Origin of the sequence: Geobacter sp. AOG2 (genome assembly GCF_019972295.1) — a bacterium.
Lineage (GTDB): Bacteria > Desulfobacterota > Desulfuromonadia > Geobacterales > Pseudopelobacteraceae > Oryzomonas.
This window is the reverse complement of the sequence record NZ_BLJA01000001.1, coordinates 2330813-2349171: the sequence shown is the minus strand read 5'-3', so window position 1 is coordinate 2349171 and position 18359 is coordinate 2330813. Positions and strand designations below refer to the sequence as shown.

Sequence of the window (18359 nt, the reverse complement as noted above, 5' to 3'; positions counted from 1 at the left end):
CTCGCACGGATAGGGTGTGTATCATGGCAGCGCGGTTACCCGAGAACCTTCTTGATGACGGCAATGAGCTGCTCGGGTTTGAAGGGCTTCACGATCCAGCCGGTTGCCCCGGCGGCCTTGCCTTCCGCTTTTTTTCCATCCTGCGATTCGGTAGTCAACATGATGATCGGGATGAACTTGTTGAGCGTCCCGGCCCGAACGCCCCTGATCAAACCCAATCCGTCAATGTTCGGCATGTTCAGGTCAGTGATGAGCATATCAACCTTTTGCGCAGAAAGTTTGGACAGGGCATCCTTACCATCTACCGCTTCAAGGACGTCATAACCGTTCTGCTTGAGGGTAAAGCTGACCATCTGCCGGACACTGGCCGAATCGTCGGCCGTCATTATCAGTTTTGCCATGATTTTGTACCTCCAAACAAAATGCAGGATGCGTTTCCATTTTGACTGCACGGGCTATTTTGGCATATTCCGATCCCGTTTTTCAGGGCCATCAGGCAATCGGGTGGAGAACCCGCAAAGGTCAATATCTTGTTTGCGGCTGCTGCCGTCTTGCATGCGGAACAAATAAGTTGTAAGGCCGGTATGTCGATGTCGTGCAATTGCTCGATGTTCAGAACAACCCGCTGCGCCCCGGAGAGAGCATCGATAAGGGTTTGGCGAAATTCTCCGCTTCGCTCGATGGTCAATGCCCCGCTGACGGCCACTGTGACCGCCGAAGCATCTGACGGTTCTTTCGGGTTATCTGTTTGTTGTCCTTCCATGCCGCATTCCTCCGCTTGTTTTTGTAGGATTCCTGTCGTGACGACAGGGGCAGTCGTTCAACTAGAAGAGGTCTACATTGTCGCCGAATTCCGAATCAGTGCTCCCACTTGGCGACTCTTTGGATGCGATGGTTTCAGGTTCCGCATTGCCGGTGGGTGTGCCGCGTTTGCGGGCAATGGCTTCGTGGATGTGGCGTTCGCTCTGCATGGTATAGCGCTCTTCCATATGGCGCAGATTGTCCTTGAATTCCGTGCTGGCCGGCTCGAACTCCCGCGCTTCCCCGACGATCCTGTCGAGGCAGGCCATGACTTCTTCGGTAATGTTTGAGACCCGTTCATGAACATCCATGCTTCCAGTGGCTTTTTCAATTTCATCAGTCAGGCCCTTAACCTTGAGATCGAGGCCGGCAAGCAAGGAAACCAGATCGCTGTTCATGGAGCCGAGCGCTCCCAGGATCTGTTTGGTCTCCTCTTCAATGCTGGCAACCTTTGTTCCCAAGTGTTCCCGTTCCTGAGTCGCCTCGCTGAAGAGGCGTCCTGTGACATGGTTGATCTGCTGCAAGGCTTCCGAAACGGCCTCGGTCTGGGTCACAGCGTCAACCGAAAGCCGTTTGATCGCCTCAGCAAGCACCCCCAGGGCTGCGCCCTCACGGCCGGTATGGACGGCTTTGACCTGGGAGTTGAGGGCGATCAGGTCGATCTCCGAACCGATATCCTCAATGTCTGTTACAAATCCGGTTACTTCCTGCATCGTATCGGCAACCTTCTTCAAGGTGGTGGACATTTCCTGATCGGAAAGGGCACATTTGGCCAATACCGCGGTTACCGCCGTCATGCCGTTTCTGATAGCCCCCACAAACGAGCCGCCGGTGGCGGAATCGGCGATGCCGGCCGTATTCAGGGTTTCTGATGTCATTCGGGTCTGTTTGCCTGCCACATCGCGAAGGTTTTCGACGATGGAGCGAACCGCTCCGCAAAGCTCGGATGCGGCATGACGGAGTTGAGCCGACTGTAGTTCGCACACGTCGCCGGTTTCTATGATCAGTTTGCGGTGATCCGCGTCATCCCGGACCGTGGTGCCAAGAGCCTGTAACCTGGAGGTAAGGCCTTCCAGAGCTTCCACGATATGTTCAACCTGCTGGCGGGTCATGTCATGCATCTGCAGGGAGGAAACCACTTCGCTTATATTGCCGGACACCTCGCAGGAGATGGATGAAATCAGTGCCGCGAAATTGGTGCAGCGATCGTTGACGGAGATCAGTTCTTCCAGGGTGCGGGAAGTGCCTGCAAGCGTCGTGCTCAACTCGGCGTCCTGAGATGCCTCACTGCTACGGACGGTTTGCAGATTCTCGCTGATCATGCTGAACAGCATCTGCCGCTCGCCCAGTATGCTGGCCGATTTCTCGTTAACCATATGGGAGAGTCTTTCCACATCCATTGCCAGGGTCTGGAACCCGGACCCCAGCTCGCCCAGTCGGGAACTCTCTATCTTGGTGGAGGTACTCAGCATCCGCAAAATCTTGTACATCTTCTGAAAGCCCTCAAGAGGCTCCGACAGGCGGGAGAGAAGTTCCAGAATGCGTTCCAGCATGTCGCAATTTTCACGACTCTGTGAGCGAGTACTCGAAAGATAGGCCTCCATGTCTCCCATTATCTGGCGTAAGCGCTCGATTACCATTCGGGTCTGGGGGCCGGAGACGGCGTCAATCAACTGGTTGGCCATTGACGTGATTTCCTGCGAACGCTGGTAAAAGTCCTGCATCCGGGCGCCGATCCGCAGGAATTCGTCTTCAGTCGTGCCTGCCAGCTTTCTAAGCGCATCGATTGAAGGCAGCATGTCGGCGCACCATCCGGTAATCGCCGATTCGTCGTTCGATCCTGTTCTGGTTATGGAGATGTGCGGCGCAGCAGATACCATCGAATTTTTCCTTCTTGTGATGGGACGGAGGGATTTTATAACAGGCTGAGTGCCCGCAACTCGTTCATCAGTTTTTGCTTGCTGACCGGTTTGACGATGTACGACGTTGCGCCGCCTTGGTAGAACGCCTGCACGACAGTTTTGGGATCATCCAGCGCCGTGGTCATGATCACCTTGGCTTCCAGATGGGGGGGGATATCGAGTGACCGCTCCAGTTCCCGGATACGTCTCAGCGCTTCCTGACCGTTGACTCCCGGCATCATGATGTCCATGCAGATCAAATCGTAAGGGTGTTTGCCTTCATGCGCCAGTCGGAAGGATGTTATTGCTTCTTCTCCGTTAATGGCGATGTCACAGTCGAAATGTTGTGACAACATCTCTTTAAGGATCCGGCGGGAAATGAAGTCGTCTTCAACAATAAGGCATTTCACAAGGGGCTCCTTTAATCACGTACAAAATATCTGTTTTAAGCAAAAATGGAAACTGCACCCGGCACCGGGAGAGTTTTCGGCCCATAGATGTCCACCCAGAAGGATCGCAATTTGCTTTGCAATACTTAGGCCGAGTCCCGCTCCACCGAAGCGCCGCGTTAAAGAGCTGTCCACTTGTACGAAGGGCTCAAAAATCCGTTTTAACATGGAATCGGGAATACCGATACCGCTATCGCGCACGGTGAAGCATACGCAAGAATCATCAGGGGGGGCAACGGCAACCTCAAAACGCACCCATCCGGTCTCGGTAAATTTGAGGGCATTCTCCAGCAAGATGCCCAGCAGTCGGCATAGTTGTTCGCCATCACAGATGATTGTTTGCGGTACATCCGGTGCCAGGGTGACCTCAAGGCGGAGTTTTTTCTCGGTAAACTGCTCGCGGTGTTCCTGAATCAGTCGTTCCATTGTTGCCGGTAGATCAAGATGTTCTCGTTTGACAGCCGCCGTTTTGCCGAATCCATTCCCGAACGAGAGGACCCTGTCGATAAGCTCCAGCATTTTCTCGGCAGAGTGGCGGGCCATTTGAAGGTATTCCTTCTGAGAACCTACAGGCTCCGTATCCGCAAGAAGATCGAGGGCACCGATCACGCCATTCATGGGGGTGCGCATTTCGTGGGTGATGGTCGCCATGAATTCGCTTTTCTCGTTTGTTGCCCTGAAAAAGGCCGTTCGAGTTTTTTCCAGTTCCGCCAGAGCGTTCTTTAATTCCGCAGTCCGGGCAGCGACCGCCGCTTCGAGTTCGGCACGGTAATTCACTTCCATGCGAAGCAGTTTCGAGTAATTGACGGCCTTGGTGACGACATTACGCAGGTGGAGCAGGTCAAAAGGCTTGGAGATAAAGTCGAACGCGCCGTTCTTGATGGCGTCGACAGCCACCTGGAACTGGGCGAAACCGGTCATGATGATGATAGGTAGCCCCGGTCGGCACCGGTGAACGTCCGCAAGGAAGGTGATGCCGTCTCCGTCAGGCATCATCACATCGGTAAGAACGGCATCGAATTCGTCACCTTCCAACAACCGTTGGGCTCCGGCAGTGTTTTTGACGGTACTGGCCCTGAACCCGAATTTTTCGAGGCTAAAAGAAATCAGACGCAAGATTTCCTCTTCGTCGTCAATGACGAGGATATGGGGGAGGCGGCGATCAAACTGTTCTGGTGATGAAATCATATTTGCCCGATGAATTAATCTTTATGTAGGATTGTTGCCTGGTTACTTTTTGAAATCACTTATGGTGGAGATGACATAATCCCTTTGGGCGGCGTCCTTTTGGTGGCAGCCGAAGCAGGTGCTCACAGGGTCAAGCCCGCTTGGGGCACCGTCGGCGCCGTATCCGGCGAATAGCCAGCCACCGGTCGTTTTCATGCGTTTGTCCTTACGCATCAGCACGATCATGTTTTTGGAGCCCTCGGCAGGAGAGCCGGAGCCTTCCTTGATATTGAAATGCTCGATGATGATCGAACTCCCCTCGGCAAACCTGTTGCCGGCCCTATAGCCATTCATGGCCTTTTTGTCAGCGTAAATGTAGTGGATCCCGTAGAACAGGGAGCTCTTGTCGGTGACGACTTTGCGGGCGCTTTTTTGCCAGGAATGGTATGACTTGGGCAGGGAAGGGGAGGAAGCAGCCCCCAAGGCAGCCGGCAGAGAAATGACGAGCATGAGTGTGATCGCTACGATTCGGTTCATAGATTTATGGCTCCTGAATGGTATTAGTGTAACATAATTTAGCATAATTAATGCATTTAGTACATGCTGAAACGTGTCCGCAATTGATTCGGCAAGAGGCGTCCCCGTGTTCGTGATACCCATCCTGCAGGACCATGTCGCAGAAGCCGCGCAGTTACAGGATACCATCCAAAGAACATGCCATACAGATGTCTGAGCGATGGTCTTAATCGTGCATGCACTGGGATTGGGCGAACTGCATAAACATTTTTTGTGCTAAAGGGCATGTGAAGCATTCGGGATGGAGAGCGGAGGAGTCAATAGCACACAAAAGTGGTGCGGCGTGCTACACATGTGTGTCACCATCTGTGTCAGGCGTTGTTTTGCCGCCACAAGTTCCAGGGGGAACTCTGTGTCGATACCGCGCCAGTACCGCCCTCCATCAAGAAATTTGGTACCTTGTTCACACTCGCAGTCTTCCCCTATTACTGTCTTATGCAATCAACTGATAGAGATCACAAAGGCCCTAATTCGGGACTTTTGAGTGTAAATTAGAATGGTTACGCCGGCCCTTGCGCTGCCTCGCTTGATCAGAAATCCCTGCTCTTCCGTCTGTGAGGTTTCCCGGTAGGTGCTGCTCCCGGTAAGCTCATTAAGGACAGATTTCACAAAGGCCTCGCTGATGGCATGTTGTGTGGCAGCCAGTACTTGGATAGCCTTGATGCGGCTGCCTGACCTGAGGATGCGGAACTCGTAGTTTGTATTGGTATAACGCTCCCAACCTGGTTTCTGGCGGGAATAGGCGCTGTCCCGACCCCTTTCCGGGATAAACGACGGCAGCCTCGCAATCGTTGTTTTGTTGGCGATGGGCTTGTGCGCGGCCGAGGGTGCCTTCTGGACAACAGCAGCCGCCGAAGGTACCGGTGTTGGGGGGATGCTTCTCTTGGACTGCGGGGCCGGGGCGGCTACCGGCACCGGCACCACTGGGCGCGGCAGGGCTGTTGGGGGGACGCTGCCGCTTCGCTCGTATCTGGCGGAGGTTGCGTACCAGCCTAAAACGGCCAGACATGCCGTCAGCGAGACGGCAGCATATTTTATCCATCTGTTGCGGTGCCGGGAGTGGTAGTTGTGTTCGAACGCCTTCAACAGCTCGGCCGGGATCTGGACTTTGGGTGGCGTTGCGTTTGCTTCGGCAGGCTCTGGCTCTTTCTGACCGGGGACAGTCGTTACTATTTCGTTCCAACCATGAGGGATGTAAATCTCGTTCCAGTGGAGCTGGAAGGCTGGCCGGAGAACTACGTGGAGGATGATCTCGGCAATCTGTTCCACGGGTTGGTTCAGGTCAATGACATGTCCAAAGGGCTGTTCGGGCGGCACGTTGGTGCTGTCACCCTCATGCAGAAGGACAAACAAGGGCTCCTTGCTTGCCGGTATTGCCCGGACCCGTCCGGCAATCTCCCCGGCCTCTGTCCCTGCCAACCGATCCTGGATACAGATGACGGGGGGAAGATGGCCGGAGATGTCCTTCAGGGCGCGTTCGTAGTCTGCCGTCGCGACAATTTCAAGTTTGAGCATCGGCTGAAGCAGGGCCTTGACCTGTTCCAGTTTGGGGTTATCGGATATGAATAGCAAATCTGGCATAAAATCCCTGAATAATTGATCTGGTGATGTGTGCTGTGAGTGGTTGCGCTCAGTCTTCGAATGCAGCGCGGATGATGGCGCTTTGCTCGTCGGCATGAATTCTGTGGGAGCCGACGGCGGGGCAGCTATCTTCCGGGCGGCCAACATACCGTATGGATTCCATCAGTTCGGTCAGATGACGGCGCAGATAGGGCCACGCCCCCATGTTCTCCGGTTCTTCCTGAACCCAGGTAAATCGTACTCCCGCCGGGAACGCCCCGACTATCTCCTCGAGCAGGTCCCTGCGGAGCGGGTAGACCTGCTCGATCCTGATGATGGCGGTGTTGCTGCGCCCCTGTCGTTCGCATTCCTCGGTCAGTTCATAATAGATCTTGCCGCTGCAGAGAAGCACCCGAGTGACGCCGTTGGTATCGGTGCTATTCATTATCACCTCCCTGAAGTGCCCGTATGTCAAATCGTCGAGGGAGGAGACGCAAGTCGGGTGACGCAGCAGGCTTTTGGGCGTAAAGACGATCAAGGGTTTTCGGAAGGGTTGTTTGAGCTGGCGGCGCAGCAAGTGGAACATTTGGGCCGGCGTGGAGGGGGTGACCACCACCATGTTTTCCCGGGCGCACTGTTGCAGGTAACGCTCGATGCGCGCGCTGGAGTGCTCGGCTCCCTGGCCTTCGTAACCGTGGGGAAGCAGCATGACCAGCCCACTGGCCCGGTTCCACTTGGTTTCTCCGCTGGTGATGAACTGGTCTATAATGACCTGGGCGCCATTGGCGAAATCACCGAACTGGGCCTCCCAGATGTTCAGGCCGTTGGGAGTCTCCAGGGAGTAACCGTACTCGAAGCCGAGCACGCCAAACTCCGACAGGAGGCTGTCCCAGGCCTGGAATGTCGCCCCCTCCCGTGCCGTCGCCATCAAAGGCGTATGAGAGGCGCCGGTGGTGACGTCGTGCAATACGCAATGGCGGTGGTTGAAGGTTCCGCGCCGTGAATCCTGGCCCGAGAGGCGCACCGGTATGCCCTCGTCAAGCAGCGTGGCATACGCCAGTGTTTCGGCATTGCCCCAGTCCAGGCCGCTTCCATTTACTACCGCTTCAAGGCGTTTTTTGATCAAAGTCAGGATCTTGGCGTGGGGGGTGAAGCCGGTCGGCAGTTCCACCAGGGTGCGGGCAAGGCTCAAGAGTTTTTCCGCCGGAACGCCGGTTTCGTCGTCGAAAGGGCGATACTCGCGGCCGATGTCGCTCCACTGTTGATGAAAACCGATTTTCATCGCTTGCGGTTCAGTCTCTAGAGCTTTATCGAGGCGGCTCGCTATTCCCTGTTCAATGCCTGCCAATTCCGTCGCGTCCACCCCTGCCTCTGCCAGCGTATCGGCGTAGATCCTATTAACCGGGGGACGGGTTGTGATCTGGCGGTACATGAGCGGTTGGGTGAAGGCCGGTTCATCCCCTTCGTTATGGCCATGGCGGCGATAGCAGATCAGTTCGATCACCACGTCGCGGCCGAATGTCTGCCGGTATTCCATGGCCAGTCGGGTGGCGTGGACGGCGGACTCCGGGGCTTCGCCCTGCACGTGAAAGATTGGGCAGGCCAACATCTTGGCCACATCCGTGGCATACCGGGTCGAGCGGGCGTCCTTGGGGAGGGTGGTGAAGCCGATCTGATTGTTGAGCACTACGTGGACGGTACCGCCGGTCCCATACCCCTCAAGTTGGGACATATTGAGCACTTCCATGATGCTGCCCTGTCCCGCAAAGGCTGCGTCGCCGTGGATTAGCAGCGGCAGCACCCGCTGTGTCCCATCAGCACCGTATCGGTCCTGCCGGGCGCGGCTCTTGCCCTCCACCACAGGGTTGACCGCTTCCAGGTGGCTTGGATTGGGACAGAGCGTCAGGTGCAGCCTGGTGCCGGACACGTCGATCTCTGCCGAGTATCCCTTGTGGTATTTTACGTCACCATCACCCTCGAAGCCGAATTCCAGGGTGTCGCGAAATTCGGCGAAGATGTTCTCGTAAGGTTTTCCGAAAATATGGGCCAATACGTTTAGCCTGCCGCGGTGCGCCATGCCCAGTATCATGTCGCTGATGCCGGCGGACGGACAGGCCTGCCTGATGGTATCCAATACCGGGATCAGTACCTCGCCGCCTTCGAGGGAAAAACGTTTCTGGCCGGGAAAGCGTCGTTGGAGGAACGACTCGAACAGCGCCGCTTCGTGGAGTTTTTTCAGGATATGGAGCTGCTCCTCGCGAGGCAGTTCCGGCTTGTTGCGGTGTGGCTCCATGCGGTTGATCAGCCATTGCCGCTCGGCCGGTTCCTGGATGTGCATGAACTCGACGCCGATTTCCCGGCAATAGGTTTCCCGAAGGGTTTCGACGATCTCGCGCAGGGATGCACTCTGCTTAATGAATCGGCGTGCGCTGAAGACCGTCTCCAGGTCGTCTTCCCCCAGGCCGAACTCGGAAAGCATTAGCAGGGGATGCTCCAGCAGGCAGGGGGAGAGAGGGTCGGTACAGGCCAGCAGGTGGCCGATATTTCGATACCGGTAGATGAGCGATTGAACGCCGGACTGTTTCAGGGCCAAGGACTCATCCATTGCGCTCGAGCCGGGAACGGCATCGTCCTGTCTGCCGAGTTCGAAACCGCTGAAAAAGCGCTGCCACTCCTCCGGCACTGAGGTGCTGTCCTGTTGCCAGGTTACATAAAGGGATTCGAGCCAAGGTCCGGACAGGTTGGAGATGAACTCTTTTGCCATGTATTCCTCGTAGCATGATCTGGGTAAGTAGTTCAGGCAAGCGTACCACAAAAAAATCCCGCCGTCAGATCAGAAATTCATCGTAACGCCGGTGGTTGACGCATGCCTCGGGATTATTTCCTACGTGAGATTACGTGTCAACCTCCGGCGATACCCTCTCCCTGACGTTGCTTCGCAGGTAAAGCAGCACCAGGTTTCCGGCGACGAAAAGCAGCGCTCCGGCCAAGGCCACTGCCGCACCCGGCTCACGGTGGATCTCCAGCAACGCCCGCCGGTAGGGGTATTCCTCGGCCTGCTTGATGTAGACGCCATAGCCGTCGGCCAGCCACGGGTGGTTGGGGCTGATGGAAACCCGTTTGGGAGCGTTGTCGTTTCCGCCGGTCGTCAGTTCGCTGCTGATGGCAGTCGGCATCCCCATGGGGGACGTGACGACTCCGATGCTGTCCACGGCAAATGGCCGTCCGTCCGGTAGGCGGATTACAGTCCCTTCAATTGCCACGACCTGTTCCATAAAGCCGCCGGTCGAACTCAGCAGGTGGGCGGCAATAATCAGTAAGAAACCGGTATGCATCATCTGGGGCGCAAGGAGCGGCATCAATCCCGCCCGCCTCCAGCGCGTTCCGAGGGTGCTGACGGAGCAGAGTACGGTATTAACGGCCAGCAAGGCGATGAGTGCCATGGACAGCCAGAGCCACCAGGAAATCGGGAGCGGCGTCTGGCGCATCCATGAAAAGAGCGGCACGGCATTGATGGCCGCGGCGTAGTCCCCTGAGAGCCGGAACGATCCTGCCGCCATGGCGCCGCAGATCAGGGCGAGCAGTCCCAGACAAAGTTCGAGTGATATGCACAAGCGCCAGCACGATCTCATATTTTTTAAGCTTGACGGATTCCCTGTTTCAGGATATATAAAAAGACTCTTTGTGGTGGCTATGGTGAAGCGGTTAACACTTACGACTGTGACTCGTACATACGTGGGTTCAAATCCCACTAGCCACCCCATTTATAACCCAACCTGCCGCTAAACGACAGGATAAAATCAACCCTCAATGACATGCCGACAGTATGCGGCCTTCTCATTGAGGGTTTTTTGTGTTCACTATTTGATTTTTCGATGTATTCGCAACTCTGGTGCAAACGTGAAAAACATGGTAGGGGTCTGCACCCGCTGGTGATGGTGAGAATTGTTTTATACAGTTCCCAGATCAGAGGGCATTCGTAAAAGCCTTGCAACTATGCGCCGTTATTTGTTCTTGATCGATTTAATGGGTATTTATTGGCTATTCAGTGCCTATGGGTCAAAACAGAGGTCGAAAATAATTATATCAGTAATATAGGGTTCTTAAAGTCATATGGTGTTCGTGAGGAGTGATTGGCATGTCAAATGCTTCTCATGAAGTAGAAGCATCACGGCGAGAGGGGAAAGAAGCGTGCGGCGATATTCATTGATGCTACTACGGATGTAAAGGTAGGTACGACAATGAAATCCGATAAATACAGAACCATATTTTTTTGGTTGATTTTAAACTCCATCATCACCATGTGCATCGGTTTCTGTCTCTCGACCATCTGTCTGGTTCCCTCTTGTTCACCCTATCTGCGCAGCATGTTTTTCGATACGAATCTCGATATTGTCGTACCCTATATCATTGCGGCCATGATTGCCATTCCCATGATATCGATCCTGTTTTACTGGAAATGGTATGCCGGGCGAAAACGGTAATGCCCGCGATGCGCGGGAAAATCGGAGCAGGTGGGAGACGGCGCGGCGCTACTACAAAGGGTCGTCCGGCGGGGCGTTGGTGATGGTATAGGAAGATACGATGCCCTGGTCGTTGAAAAGTATGCGTAGCGTCTCTTGTTCCATGAGGTCAAGTGCTCCCAGGTAGTGAACGTAATAAAACCATACCTCGCCCCCCTTGTGAAGCACTACCTTCTTATCGCCGGAGACGATGGACATGCCGGGTGTTTTATATCTGAGGTAAGGGCGGCCATAGAGTTTTAGAACCTCTTTCTTGGTTGTTTTTCCTGAGATGATTTCCTGTCCGACCGTTTCCGGGATGATTTTATGGAGACAACCACTGAGAAACATAGTCGCCGCCAATAGTAGTAGGGATACTATGTGACGCATAACGCCCCCTCGTTTTTATCTTCCGATTATATCAGGGGAATGCCGGAGTTCAATAGGTGGCGTTTTGTGTCTGCTCGTGCTATCCGGGCAACCTTGTGTATGATCGGAACATAATGGCTTTTTGCCTTCCAAGGAGAGGAGCGGAGGCGAGAATCGTTTTTGTACCGCAAACAAATCAAAGGCTTACGGATAAACTCTGTAAGCCTTTGTTGCATAAATGTTTTCTGAGAGGAGCCGCCCTTTGGTGGAACATTCGATAGGGTGAACACAAGGCCTGCAAGCTGGAACAGGGCTTGTAATACAAAAATGCTGTGGTATAGCAGGGAGGTACATAATACCGTACATATGAACGGACTATCCCATTTGGGTAGATCACCGGTTCAGGTACGCGAACTGGTCAAGAACGAATGTAGCAAGGAATATGGATCATAGAGATTCATATTGGAAAGGTCAACAAACCATGAGTAAAATGATTGGTATCCTGACTTCCGGCGGCGACAGTCCGGGACTGAATGCAGCAATCCGGGGGGTCGGCAAGGCACTTCTGGGGCAATATGGGATGAAGGTAATAGGCTTTCGTGACGGATTCCGTGGCATGATGGAAAACCGGACGCAACTGTTGGATTCTGCCGCGCTCTCTGGCATTCTTACGTTAGGCGGCACAATTCTGGGAACGAGCCGTGACAAGCCCTACGCCATGCCTGTTGCCGGCAAGCTGAGGGATATGACCGACGTCATTGTCGAAAATTACCGCAAGCACCATCTGGACGCGTTAGTTTGCCTGGGGGGTGGCGGTACGCAAAAGAACGCCTATCATCTGATGAGGCAAGGTCTGAATGTGATTACCCTGCCCAAGACGATCGATAATGACGTGGTCAAGACCGATGTATCCTTTGGCTACGACACCGCTCTCGGAATTGCCACGGAGGCGGTAGACCGCTTACACAGTACTGCCCATAGCCATCATCGCATCCTCGTCCTGGAGCTGATGGGCAACAAGGCGGGCTGGCTGGCCTTGGGGGCCGGTATTGCCGGCGGAGCCGATGTCATTTTAATTCCGGAAATACCGTATGATGTAAAGCAGGTTGCCGCGGCAATAATGCGCCGTAGTCATAGTGGACAGGGGTTCAGTATCGTTGCCGTGGCCGAAGGCGCCGTTTCACGGGAAGATGCCGCCAAGCTGGCCGAAAGCGGCAAAAGCAAGGACAAAAAGAAGAAAGAGCAAAAACAGCAGGCCCAGGAAAGGTGTGCAGACAGCAAACCGGGCAATAGTCTGCATCTGGCCCGACGACTCGAAGAGCTCACCGGTCTGGAATCACGCCTCACGATCCTGGGTTACTTGCAGCGCGGGGGAACGCCTTCGGCGGGAGACCGTCTGTTGGCCACACGCTTGGGTACGGCCTGTGCCGACCTCATCAATAAAGGCGAATTCGGCGTTATGGTGGCCGCTCGGGGCGATGGTGTCAAGCCGATAGCGCTCAAGGACGTTGTCGGCAAGCGCAAAACCGTGCCATTGGATCATGATTGGATCAAGAGCGCCCGCAGTGTACATACTTGTTTTGGGGATTGATGGGAGAGTGGCAGGGCATAAAATTGACACACTTTCCGTGCGCTCCAGAATGGTATTGCGAACAGCGGCAGAAAATGGGGAAGTCTCACTAATATAGCCCAAACCGAATATTTGCCAAAGAAAAAGGCTTAACGGGAAAACCCGCAAAGCCTTATCTTTTCTATGGTGCCGGAGGCCGGGGTCGAACCGGCATATCCTTGCGGATGCTGGATTTTGAGTCCAGTGCGTCTACCAATTTCACCACTCCGGCAGATCTTGGCACTATACTGTAACCACCCCTCACTCGTCAAGGGTAAATAGCCACTGTTCACTGAGTCAGGGCGTCGGGAGGGAGCGCCACAAAAAAATCATGTAAAATTTGCCAAAATAATATTGACATGAAGGGCGTCATCTGGTAATTAATCACTTCCTTAGTCAATGGGGCTGTAGCTCAGTTGGGAGAGCGCTTGAATGGCATTCAAGAGGTCGACAGTTCGATCCTGTTCAGCTCCACCAGAAATTCAAGCACTCACGAAATTTCGTGGGTGCTTTTTCTTTTCCCTTTCAACCGCAGTAGTTCGACCTTTCCCTACATCTTCAACGAGGTAGCCCCATGTTCGTATCCACCGAACGTACCGATCTGGCCGGCTATGCCTGCATCAGTGCCAACTCCCACGGCCGGAAGCATGCCGAGGAGTTTCGCGACGAACGCCCGGCCTTCGAGCGGGACCGGGACCGAATTATCCATTGTGCCGCCTTCCGGCGCCTGGAGTACAAGACCCAAGTGTTCGTCAACCACGAAGGGGACTATTACCGCACCCGCTTGACCCACTCACTGGAAGTGGCCCAAATCGGTCGGGCCATCGCACGTCGTCTGCGTTTAAACGAGGAGTTGACCGAAGCGTTGGCCCTGGCCCACGACCTGGGCCACACCCCGTTCGGGCATACCGGCGAGGACGTGTTGAACCGGCTCATGACGGGGCATGGCGGTTTCGAACACAACCTGCAATCCTTCCGTACCGTGGATGAGTTGGAGGAGCGTTATCCCGGTTTCAACGGTTTGAACTTGACTTGGGAACTTCGAGAAGGGATCATTAAACATTCCAGCCCTTACGATACCCCGGCGGAGATCATTACCGGGTTTCTGCCCGGCGTTGTTCCCTCGCTGGAAGCCCAGATTATCAATTATGCCGACGAAATCGCCTACAACAACCATGATATCGACGATGGTCTGAAATCCGGGTATATCACGTTGGAGATGCTGGAACATATAGATATCTGGCGCCAGGCTAGCGACGGTATCCGCCGGAAATACCCTGCCATCGACACAAAGCGCCTGATGTACCAGACCATCAGCGCCCTGATCGGCCTGTTGATCAACGATATATGTGCCACGGTTGCCGCCAACCTTGTACGCTACGACATCACCTCGCTGGATGACCTGCGACGGGTAAATCGCCCCCTGGTGCATTTCAGTGATGGCATTACGGCTCAGAATATGGAACTGAAACGTTTCCTGTTCGAACACCTCTACCGCCATTACAAGGTTGAGAAGATGCGGGTCAAGGCCGAGATATTCATCACCCGATTGTTTGAAACCTATATTCGTTTTCCGAACCTGCTGCCGCCCAAATACCAAGCCCGGTTCGACCGCTCGGGTTTTGAACGGGTGGTCTGCGACTATATTGCCGGCATGACCGACCGTTTTGCGCTGGATGAGTACAAGCGGCTGTTTGAGCCGTATGATGAGCGGGGCTGAATACATGACGCAGCAGGCACAGAAACAGGACGTGACCTACGATTTTTTCGCATTCCTGGCGCGTATGCGCTACATCAGCCGCTGGGGGCTGATGCGCAATACCGTACCGGAGAATATTCAGGAACACAGCCTGGATGTGGCGGTGATCGCCCACGCCTTGGCTATGATCCGCAAGACCTATTTCGGCGGTAGCCTGGACCCCTCCCGGGCTGCGCTCTACGGCATTTTTCATGATGCCAGCGAGATCTTTACCGGTGATATGCCGACCCCGGTCAAGCATTTCAACCCCAATTTCAAGCGATCGTTCCACCAGTTGGAGGACCGGGCCCGGCGCAAGCTCCTGGCGATGCTGCCGCCTGAGATGGCCAAGGAATACGAACCGCTCTTCTTTTTTGAGGGAGACGAGGAATACTCCGCCTTGGTCAAGGCTGCCGATAAAATTGCCGCGTTGGCCAAATGCATCGAAGAGGAAAAATCTGGCAACCTCGAGTTCCGACGGGCTGGAGCCGAACATCTGGAAACCCTCTCCAACAGCCCGCTGCCCGAGGTGCGTTACTTTGTGGAAAAGTTCCTGCCCGGCTATCGGCTGTCCCTGGACGAGTTGCGATTGGGGTAATTTTTTTTGGGGTCCTGCAAACAAAAAACGCGCACGGCAGAAAAGCCAAGCGCATTTTTTGTTGCGAATCGTCCGGATCTCTGTGAATCAGCGTTTGGTTGCGGCGTTCATGGTCGCCGTCAGCCCGTCGAGCAGGGCCTTCCGCGTCGCGTCATCCAGCCGGGCCTCGGGATGGGCAATTTTGTACTGAAACGGCGGCATATCGCCGGACTGCACCTCTTTAGCCACCTTCTGAGGCTTCTCTGCTTTACCCGTGCCCCCCTGCCAATCGGAAAAATTTAATTCTTCCCGCGCCTCGGCCACATCGTGATAAACCAGCCAGGAAAACGGCGCAATCCGTGAGTACCAAGGCCAGACGGTTTCGTTGCTATGGCAGTCGAAACAGGCCTGTTTAACAAGATTGCGCGTGGCCGGACTATCCCAGACCGGTTCACGGACGACCGGCGGGTTGACGTGATTTTTCCCGTAGGGCACCAGTTGCATGGCCACGGCAATAGCGATGAGGGCAACGAATGATTTTGTTAGGATACTCATGGGTTTAGCTCCTTGGCGAGACAGGGGGGCTGCCCCATCAGTCTCTCTGAATCACGCTATCAGGTAGGGGGTAACGGCCGCCTCATCCAGATCGTTCATAACGGTGATGGTCTCTTCACTGCCATTGCAACGAACCTTGATCCGGCACGGTGTCGCCTGCTCGGCCTTGGTGTAGCGCAGGAGGATGCGCGCCGCCAGCCCGATACCTGCCGGGTCCTGATCGCCGGTTATGACGCCTGCCGGCGTATTGCCATCCATCCAGGTAAGGGCGGTTTCGCCCGCCTGCATGACATTTTCCAGCAGGTTGTTATCCGCCTCGTTGCGTCCGATGATGACTTTGGTACGCCGCCCAATACGGAAATGTCGACCGATTTTGAGCAACCGACAATCACGCAGGCTGAGTTCGTCGCTGTGGTCCAGAACATCCCGCACCTTGGGGACAAAGGAGAGTTCGGTCAACAGGCAGCCGCCTGCGGGGCAGGGGTAGTCCCTTACGTCCATCTCGGAGGCAAGCTCAATCTGCTCCTTGCGGGAACGTCCCCGGATGGCGAGGAGTTTCTCCCGGTCGATCCATCCTTCCCGCTCGGGGAGCGTCGGAGCGAAGAATTGGGCGGATAACGGCCTGAGCAACAAGCCTTCCAGGCCGCTCTCCCGTTCAATCACCCGCATGGCGTCGCGGCGTTGGCTCATGGGACGTTGGCCCAATACCTCGCCGGTGATGACAAAGTCGGCGCCGCTCTCGGCCATGTATTCCTTTGCCTTGCGCAACAGATAAATGCGGCAATCGATGCAGGGGTTGATCCCCTTACCGTAACCATGTCGCGGGTTGCGGACCACTTCCAGGTAGTCGAGGCCTTTGTTCATAACCTTGATGGGGATTTTGAATTCTTCGGCCACGCGGACCGCTTCTGATTTACAGCCGGCATTCTTGCCGGTGCAGGTGCAGAAGGGAGAGGTGAAGTTGAGGGCCTCTACGTCGATGCCGAGGTCGAGCATCAACTTGACGGCCAGGGTGGAATCGAGTCCGCCTGAAAGGAGGGCCAGTGCTTTGCGTTTCATTGTGATCTCCTGGGGCTCCATGATGCGGCCTATCGTGAAAGGAAGGCGCCGCAGCACAGGACCAATTTTTTCAGGTACATCTGGTGATAACAGTAATTCTATATGTCGAGGCGTTTCATTTTTTCCACCAGGGTCGTCCGGTTGATACCGAGCAGTGAGGCCGCTTTGGCTTTCACTCCTCCGGCCATGACAAGAGCCTGGGCGATCAGCGATTTCTCGATCACTGCCAGTGAATCGACCATGTCGATCCCTTGTTCGGTCAGCTCGATGCAGGAGTCGCCGGATGTCCTCCTCTGGCCGCTAATGCCTGGCGGGAGGTCTTCGTACCGGATGACGTTCCCCTCCGTCAGTGCTGTCAGCCGTTCCACCATGTTTTCCAACTCCCGCACGTTGCCCGGCCAGGCATACTCCTCCAGCGCCTCCAGGGCGGGTTTGTTGATCGTCATGGGCGAGCGCGACATCACCCGGCAGCACTTTGCCAGGAAATGTTCCACCAACGGCATGATGTCGTCTCGACGCTCCCGCAGGGGGGGGAGGTGTAGGGGAATGACGTTGAGCCGGTAAAAGAGGTCTTCGCGGAATTTGTTCTGGCGGACCTGTTGTTCCAGGTCGAGGTTGGTGGCCGAGATGATTCGAACATCGAGTTTAACCGGTTTGTTTGAGCCGACTCGTTCCAGCTCCTGTTCCTGAATGACGCGCAACAGTTTGGTTTGCAGGTGCAGGGGCATGGTCCCGATCTCGTCCAGGAAGATGGTCCCGTGGTTGGCCGCCTCGAATTTTCCGGCCTTGTCCCTGATGGCACCGGTGAAAGCGCCACGAACATGGCCGAACAGCTCGCTTTCCAGCAGGGCCTCCGGTATGGCGCTGCAGTTGACGGCAATGAACGGCTTATCCCGGCGGCTACCGTTGTAATGGAGGGCCCGGGCGACCAACTCCTTGCCGGTACCCGATTCTCCGGTGATCAACACGGTCGAGTCGGTCTTGACGATACGCCCCATTCGTTCGAAGACCAAGGTCATGGACGGGGAACCGCCGATGATGTTGCTGAACTCGAAACGCTTCTGGAGCTGCTTGCGCAGGTAAATGTTTTCGGAAAGAAGCTGCTGCTTCTCCAGTGCCTTGCCGATGACGAGCTTCAACTCATCGAAGTTGACCGGCTTGGTTATATAGTCGAACGCCCCTTCCTTCATAGCTCGTACTGCGGTTTCAGCGGAGGCGTGGCCGGTGATGACGATGACCTCGGTGGAAGGCGAGAGCATGCGGGCGTTTTGCAGAATGTCGATCCCGTTTTTATCCGGCAGGAAGAGGTCGGAGACGATCAGTTTGAACGGCTCCTGAGTCATGAGTTCGAGGGCGGCCTCGCCGGTGGCTGCCGAGGCAACGCTGTACCCGACTGATTTAAGGAGCAGTTCCAGGGCTTCGCGCCCTGCGTCGTCGTCGTCGATCAGGAGGATTCGGGTGTCGTGTGTCATCGTACGAACCTCGTATGCCGTTGT

17 protein-coding genes and 3 tRNA genes are annotated in these 18359 nt (G+C 55.2%); 6 read left to right on the top strand and 14 right to left on the bottom strand.

The window, feature by feature from the left end:
• Positions 1 to 35: 35 nt before the first annotated feature.
• The 9 genes from LDN12_RS10640 to LDN12_RS10600 form a co-directional block, all read right to left on the bottom strand.
• Positions 36 to 401, bottom strand: a complete 366-nt coding sequence (locus LDN12_RS10640) for a response regulator (RefSeq protein ID WP_223922652.1) — start codon at positions 399 to 401, stop codon at positions 36 to 38.
• Positions 389 to 763, bottom strand: coding sequence for an STAS domain-containing protein (locus LDN12_RS10635; RefSeq protein WP_223922651.1), 375 nt, complete (start codon positions 761 to 763; stop codon positions 389 to 391). The genes LDN12_RS10640 and LDN12_RS10635 overlap by 13 nt, the downstream gene beginning before the upstream one ends.
• A 61-nt stretch (positions 764 to 824) precedes the next feature.
• Positions 825 to 2681 (bottom strand): methyl-accepting chemotaxis protein, encoded by a 1857-nt coding sequence (locus tag LDN12_RS10630; protein WP_223922650.1) that lies wholly within the window; start codon positions 2679 to 2681, stop codon positions 825 to 827.
• Positions 2682 to 2716: 35 nt separating this feature from the next.
• Positions 2717 to 3112 (bottom strand): response regulator, encoded by a 396-nt coding sequence (locus tag LDN12_RS10625; RefSeq protein WP_223922649.1) that lies wholly within the window; start codon positions 3110 to 3112, stop codon positions 2717 to 2719.
• 15 nt (positions 3113 to 3127) lie between these two features.
• The gene (locus LDN12_RS10620) at positions 3128 to 4339 is read right to left on the bottom strand and encodes a hybrid sensor histidine kinase/response regulator (RefSeq protein WP_223922648.1); all 1212 of its coding nucleotides are present in this window, start codon (positions 4337 to 4339) and stop codon (positions 3128 to 3130) included.
• Between the two features lie 42 nt (positions 4340 to 4381).
• Complete coding sequence (locus LDN12_RS10615) at positions 4382 to 4855, bottom strand: cytochrome P460 family protein (protein ID WP_223922647.1); 474 nt, start codon at positions 4853 to 4855, stop codon at positions 4382 to 4384.
• A 480-nt stretch (positions 4856 to 5335) separates the two neighbouring features.
• Positions 5336 to 6475, bottom strand: a complete 1140-nt coding sequence (locus LDN12_RS10610) for a hypothetical protein (RefSeq protein WP_223922646.1) — start codon at positions 6473 to 6475, stop codon at positions 5336 to 5338.
• A gap of 49 nt (positions 6476 to 6524) precedes the next feature.
• Positions 6525 to 9218: a 2-oxoglutarate dehydrogenase E1 component gene (locus LDN12_RS10605; RefSeq protein WP_223922645.1), complete on the bottom strand. Its 2694-nt coding sequence runs from the start codon at positions 9216 to 9218 to the stop codon at positions 6525 to 6527.
• Positions 9219 to 9348: 130 nt separating this feature from the next.
• On the bottom strand, positions 9349 to 10068 hold the full coding sequence (locus tag LDN12_RS10600; protein ID WP_223922644.1) for a cytochrome c biogenesis protein ResB: 720 nt from the start codon (positions 10066 to 10068) through the stop codon (positions 9349 to 9351).
• Positions 10069 to 10141: 73 nt separating this feature from the next.
• On the opposite strand from LDN12_RS10600, the gene LDN12_RS10595 reads away from it, so the two are divergent.
• Positions 10142 to 10217, top strand: a tRNA-His gene (locus tag LDN12_RS10595).
• Positions 10218 to 10695: 478 nt separating this feature from the next.
• Positions 10696 to 10938: a hypothetical protein gene (locus LDN12_RS10590; protein WP_223922643.1), complete on the top strand. Its 243-nt coding sequence runs from the start codon at positions 10696 to 10698 to the stop codon at positions 10936 to 10938.
• Positions 10939 to 10989: 51 nt separating this feature from the next.
• Here LDN12_RS10590 and LDN12_RS10585 read toward each other — a convergent pair whose 3' ends face one another.
• On the bottom strand, positions 10990 to 11346 hold the full coding sequence (locus LDN12_RS10585) for a hypothetical protein (protein WP_223922642.1): 357 nt from the start codon (positions 11344 to 11346) through the stop codon (positions 10990 to 10992).
• Positions 11347 to 11806: 460 nt separating this feature from the next.
• On the opposite strand from LDN12_RS10585, the gene LDN12_RS10580 reads away from it, so the two are divergent.
• Positions 11807 to 12916 (top strand): 6-phosphofructokinase, encoded by a 1110-nt coding sequence (locus tag LDN12_RS10580; RefSeq protein ID WP_223922641.1) that lies wholly within the window; start codon positions 11807 to 11809, stop codon positions 12914 to 12916.
• 163 nt (positions 12917 to 13079) lie between these two features.
• On the opposite strand, the gene LDN12_RS10575 is transcribed toward LDN12_RS10580, so the two are convergent.
• Positions 13080 to 13166: transfer RNA gene (locus LDN12_RS10575), tRNA-Leu, on the bottom strand.
• Positions 13167 to 13335: 169 nt separating this feature from the next.
• Here LDN12_RS10575 and LDN12_RS10570 point away from each other — a divergent pair.
• From LDN12_RS10570 to yfbR, 3 genes are all read left to right on the top strand, one after another.
• A tRNA-Ala gene (locus tag LDN12_RS10570) sits at positions 13336 to 13411 on the top strand.
• Positions 13412 to 13508: 97 nt separating this feature from the next.
• A complete protein-coding gene (locus LDN12_RS10565) occupies positions 13509 to 14654 on the top strand; it encodes a deoxyguanosinetriphosphate triphosphohydrolase (protein WP_223922640.1) in 1146 nt (381 codons plus the stop codon).
• Positions 14655 to 14658: 4 nt separating this feature from the next.
• Positions 14659 to 15270, top strand: coding sequence for a 5'-deoxynucleotidase (gene yfbR / locus LDN12_RS10560; RefSeq protein ID WP_223922639.1), 612 nt, complete (start codon positions 14659 to 14661; stop codon positions 15268 to 15270).
• An 87-nt stretch (positions 15271 to 15357) separates the two neighbouring features.
• Here the strand turns inward: yfbR and LDN12_RS10555 are convergent, their stop codons facing one another.
• The 3 genes from LDN12_RS10555 to LDN12_RS10545 form a co-directional block, all read right to left on the bottom strand.
• Entirely contained in the window at positions 15358 to 15804 is a 447-nt protein-coding gene (locus LDN12_RS10555; RefSeq protein ID WP_223922638.1) for a heme-binding domain-containing protein, read from the bottom strand.
• A 51-nt stretch (positions 15805 to 15855) separates the two neighbouring features.
• Complete coding sequence (locus tag LDN12_RS10550) at positions 15856 to 16863, bottom strand: hypothetical protein (RefSeq protein ID WP_223922637.1); 1008 nt, start codon at positions 16861 to 16863, stop codon at positions 15856 to 15858.
• Between the two features lie 98 nt (positions 16864 to 16961).
• A complete protein-coding gene (locus LDN12_RS10545; protein WP_223922636.1) occupies positions 16962 to 18335 on the bottom strand; it encodes a sigma-54 dependent transcriptional regulator in 1374 nt (457 codons plus the stop codon).
• Between the last annotated feature and the right edge of the window lie 24 nt (positions 18336 to 18359).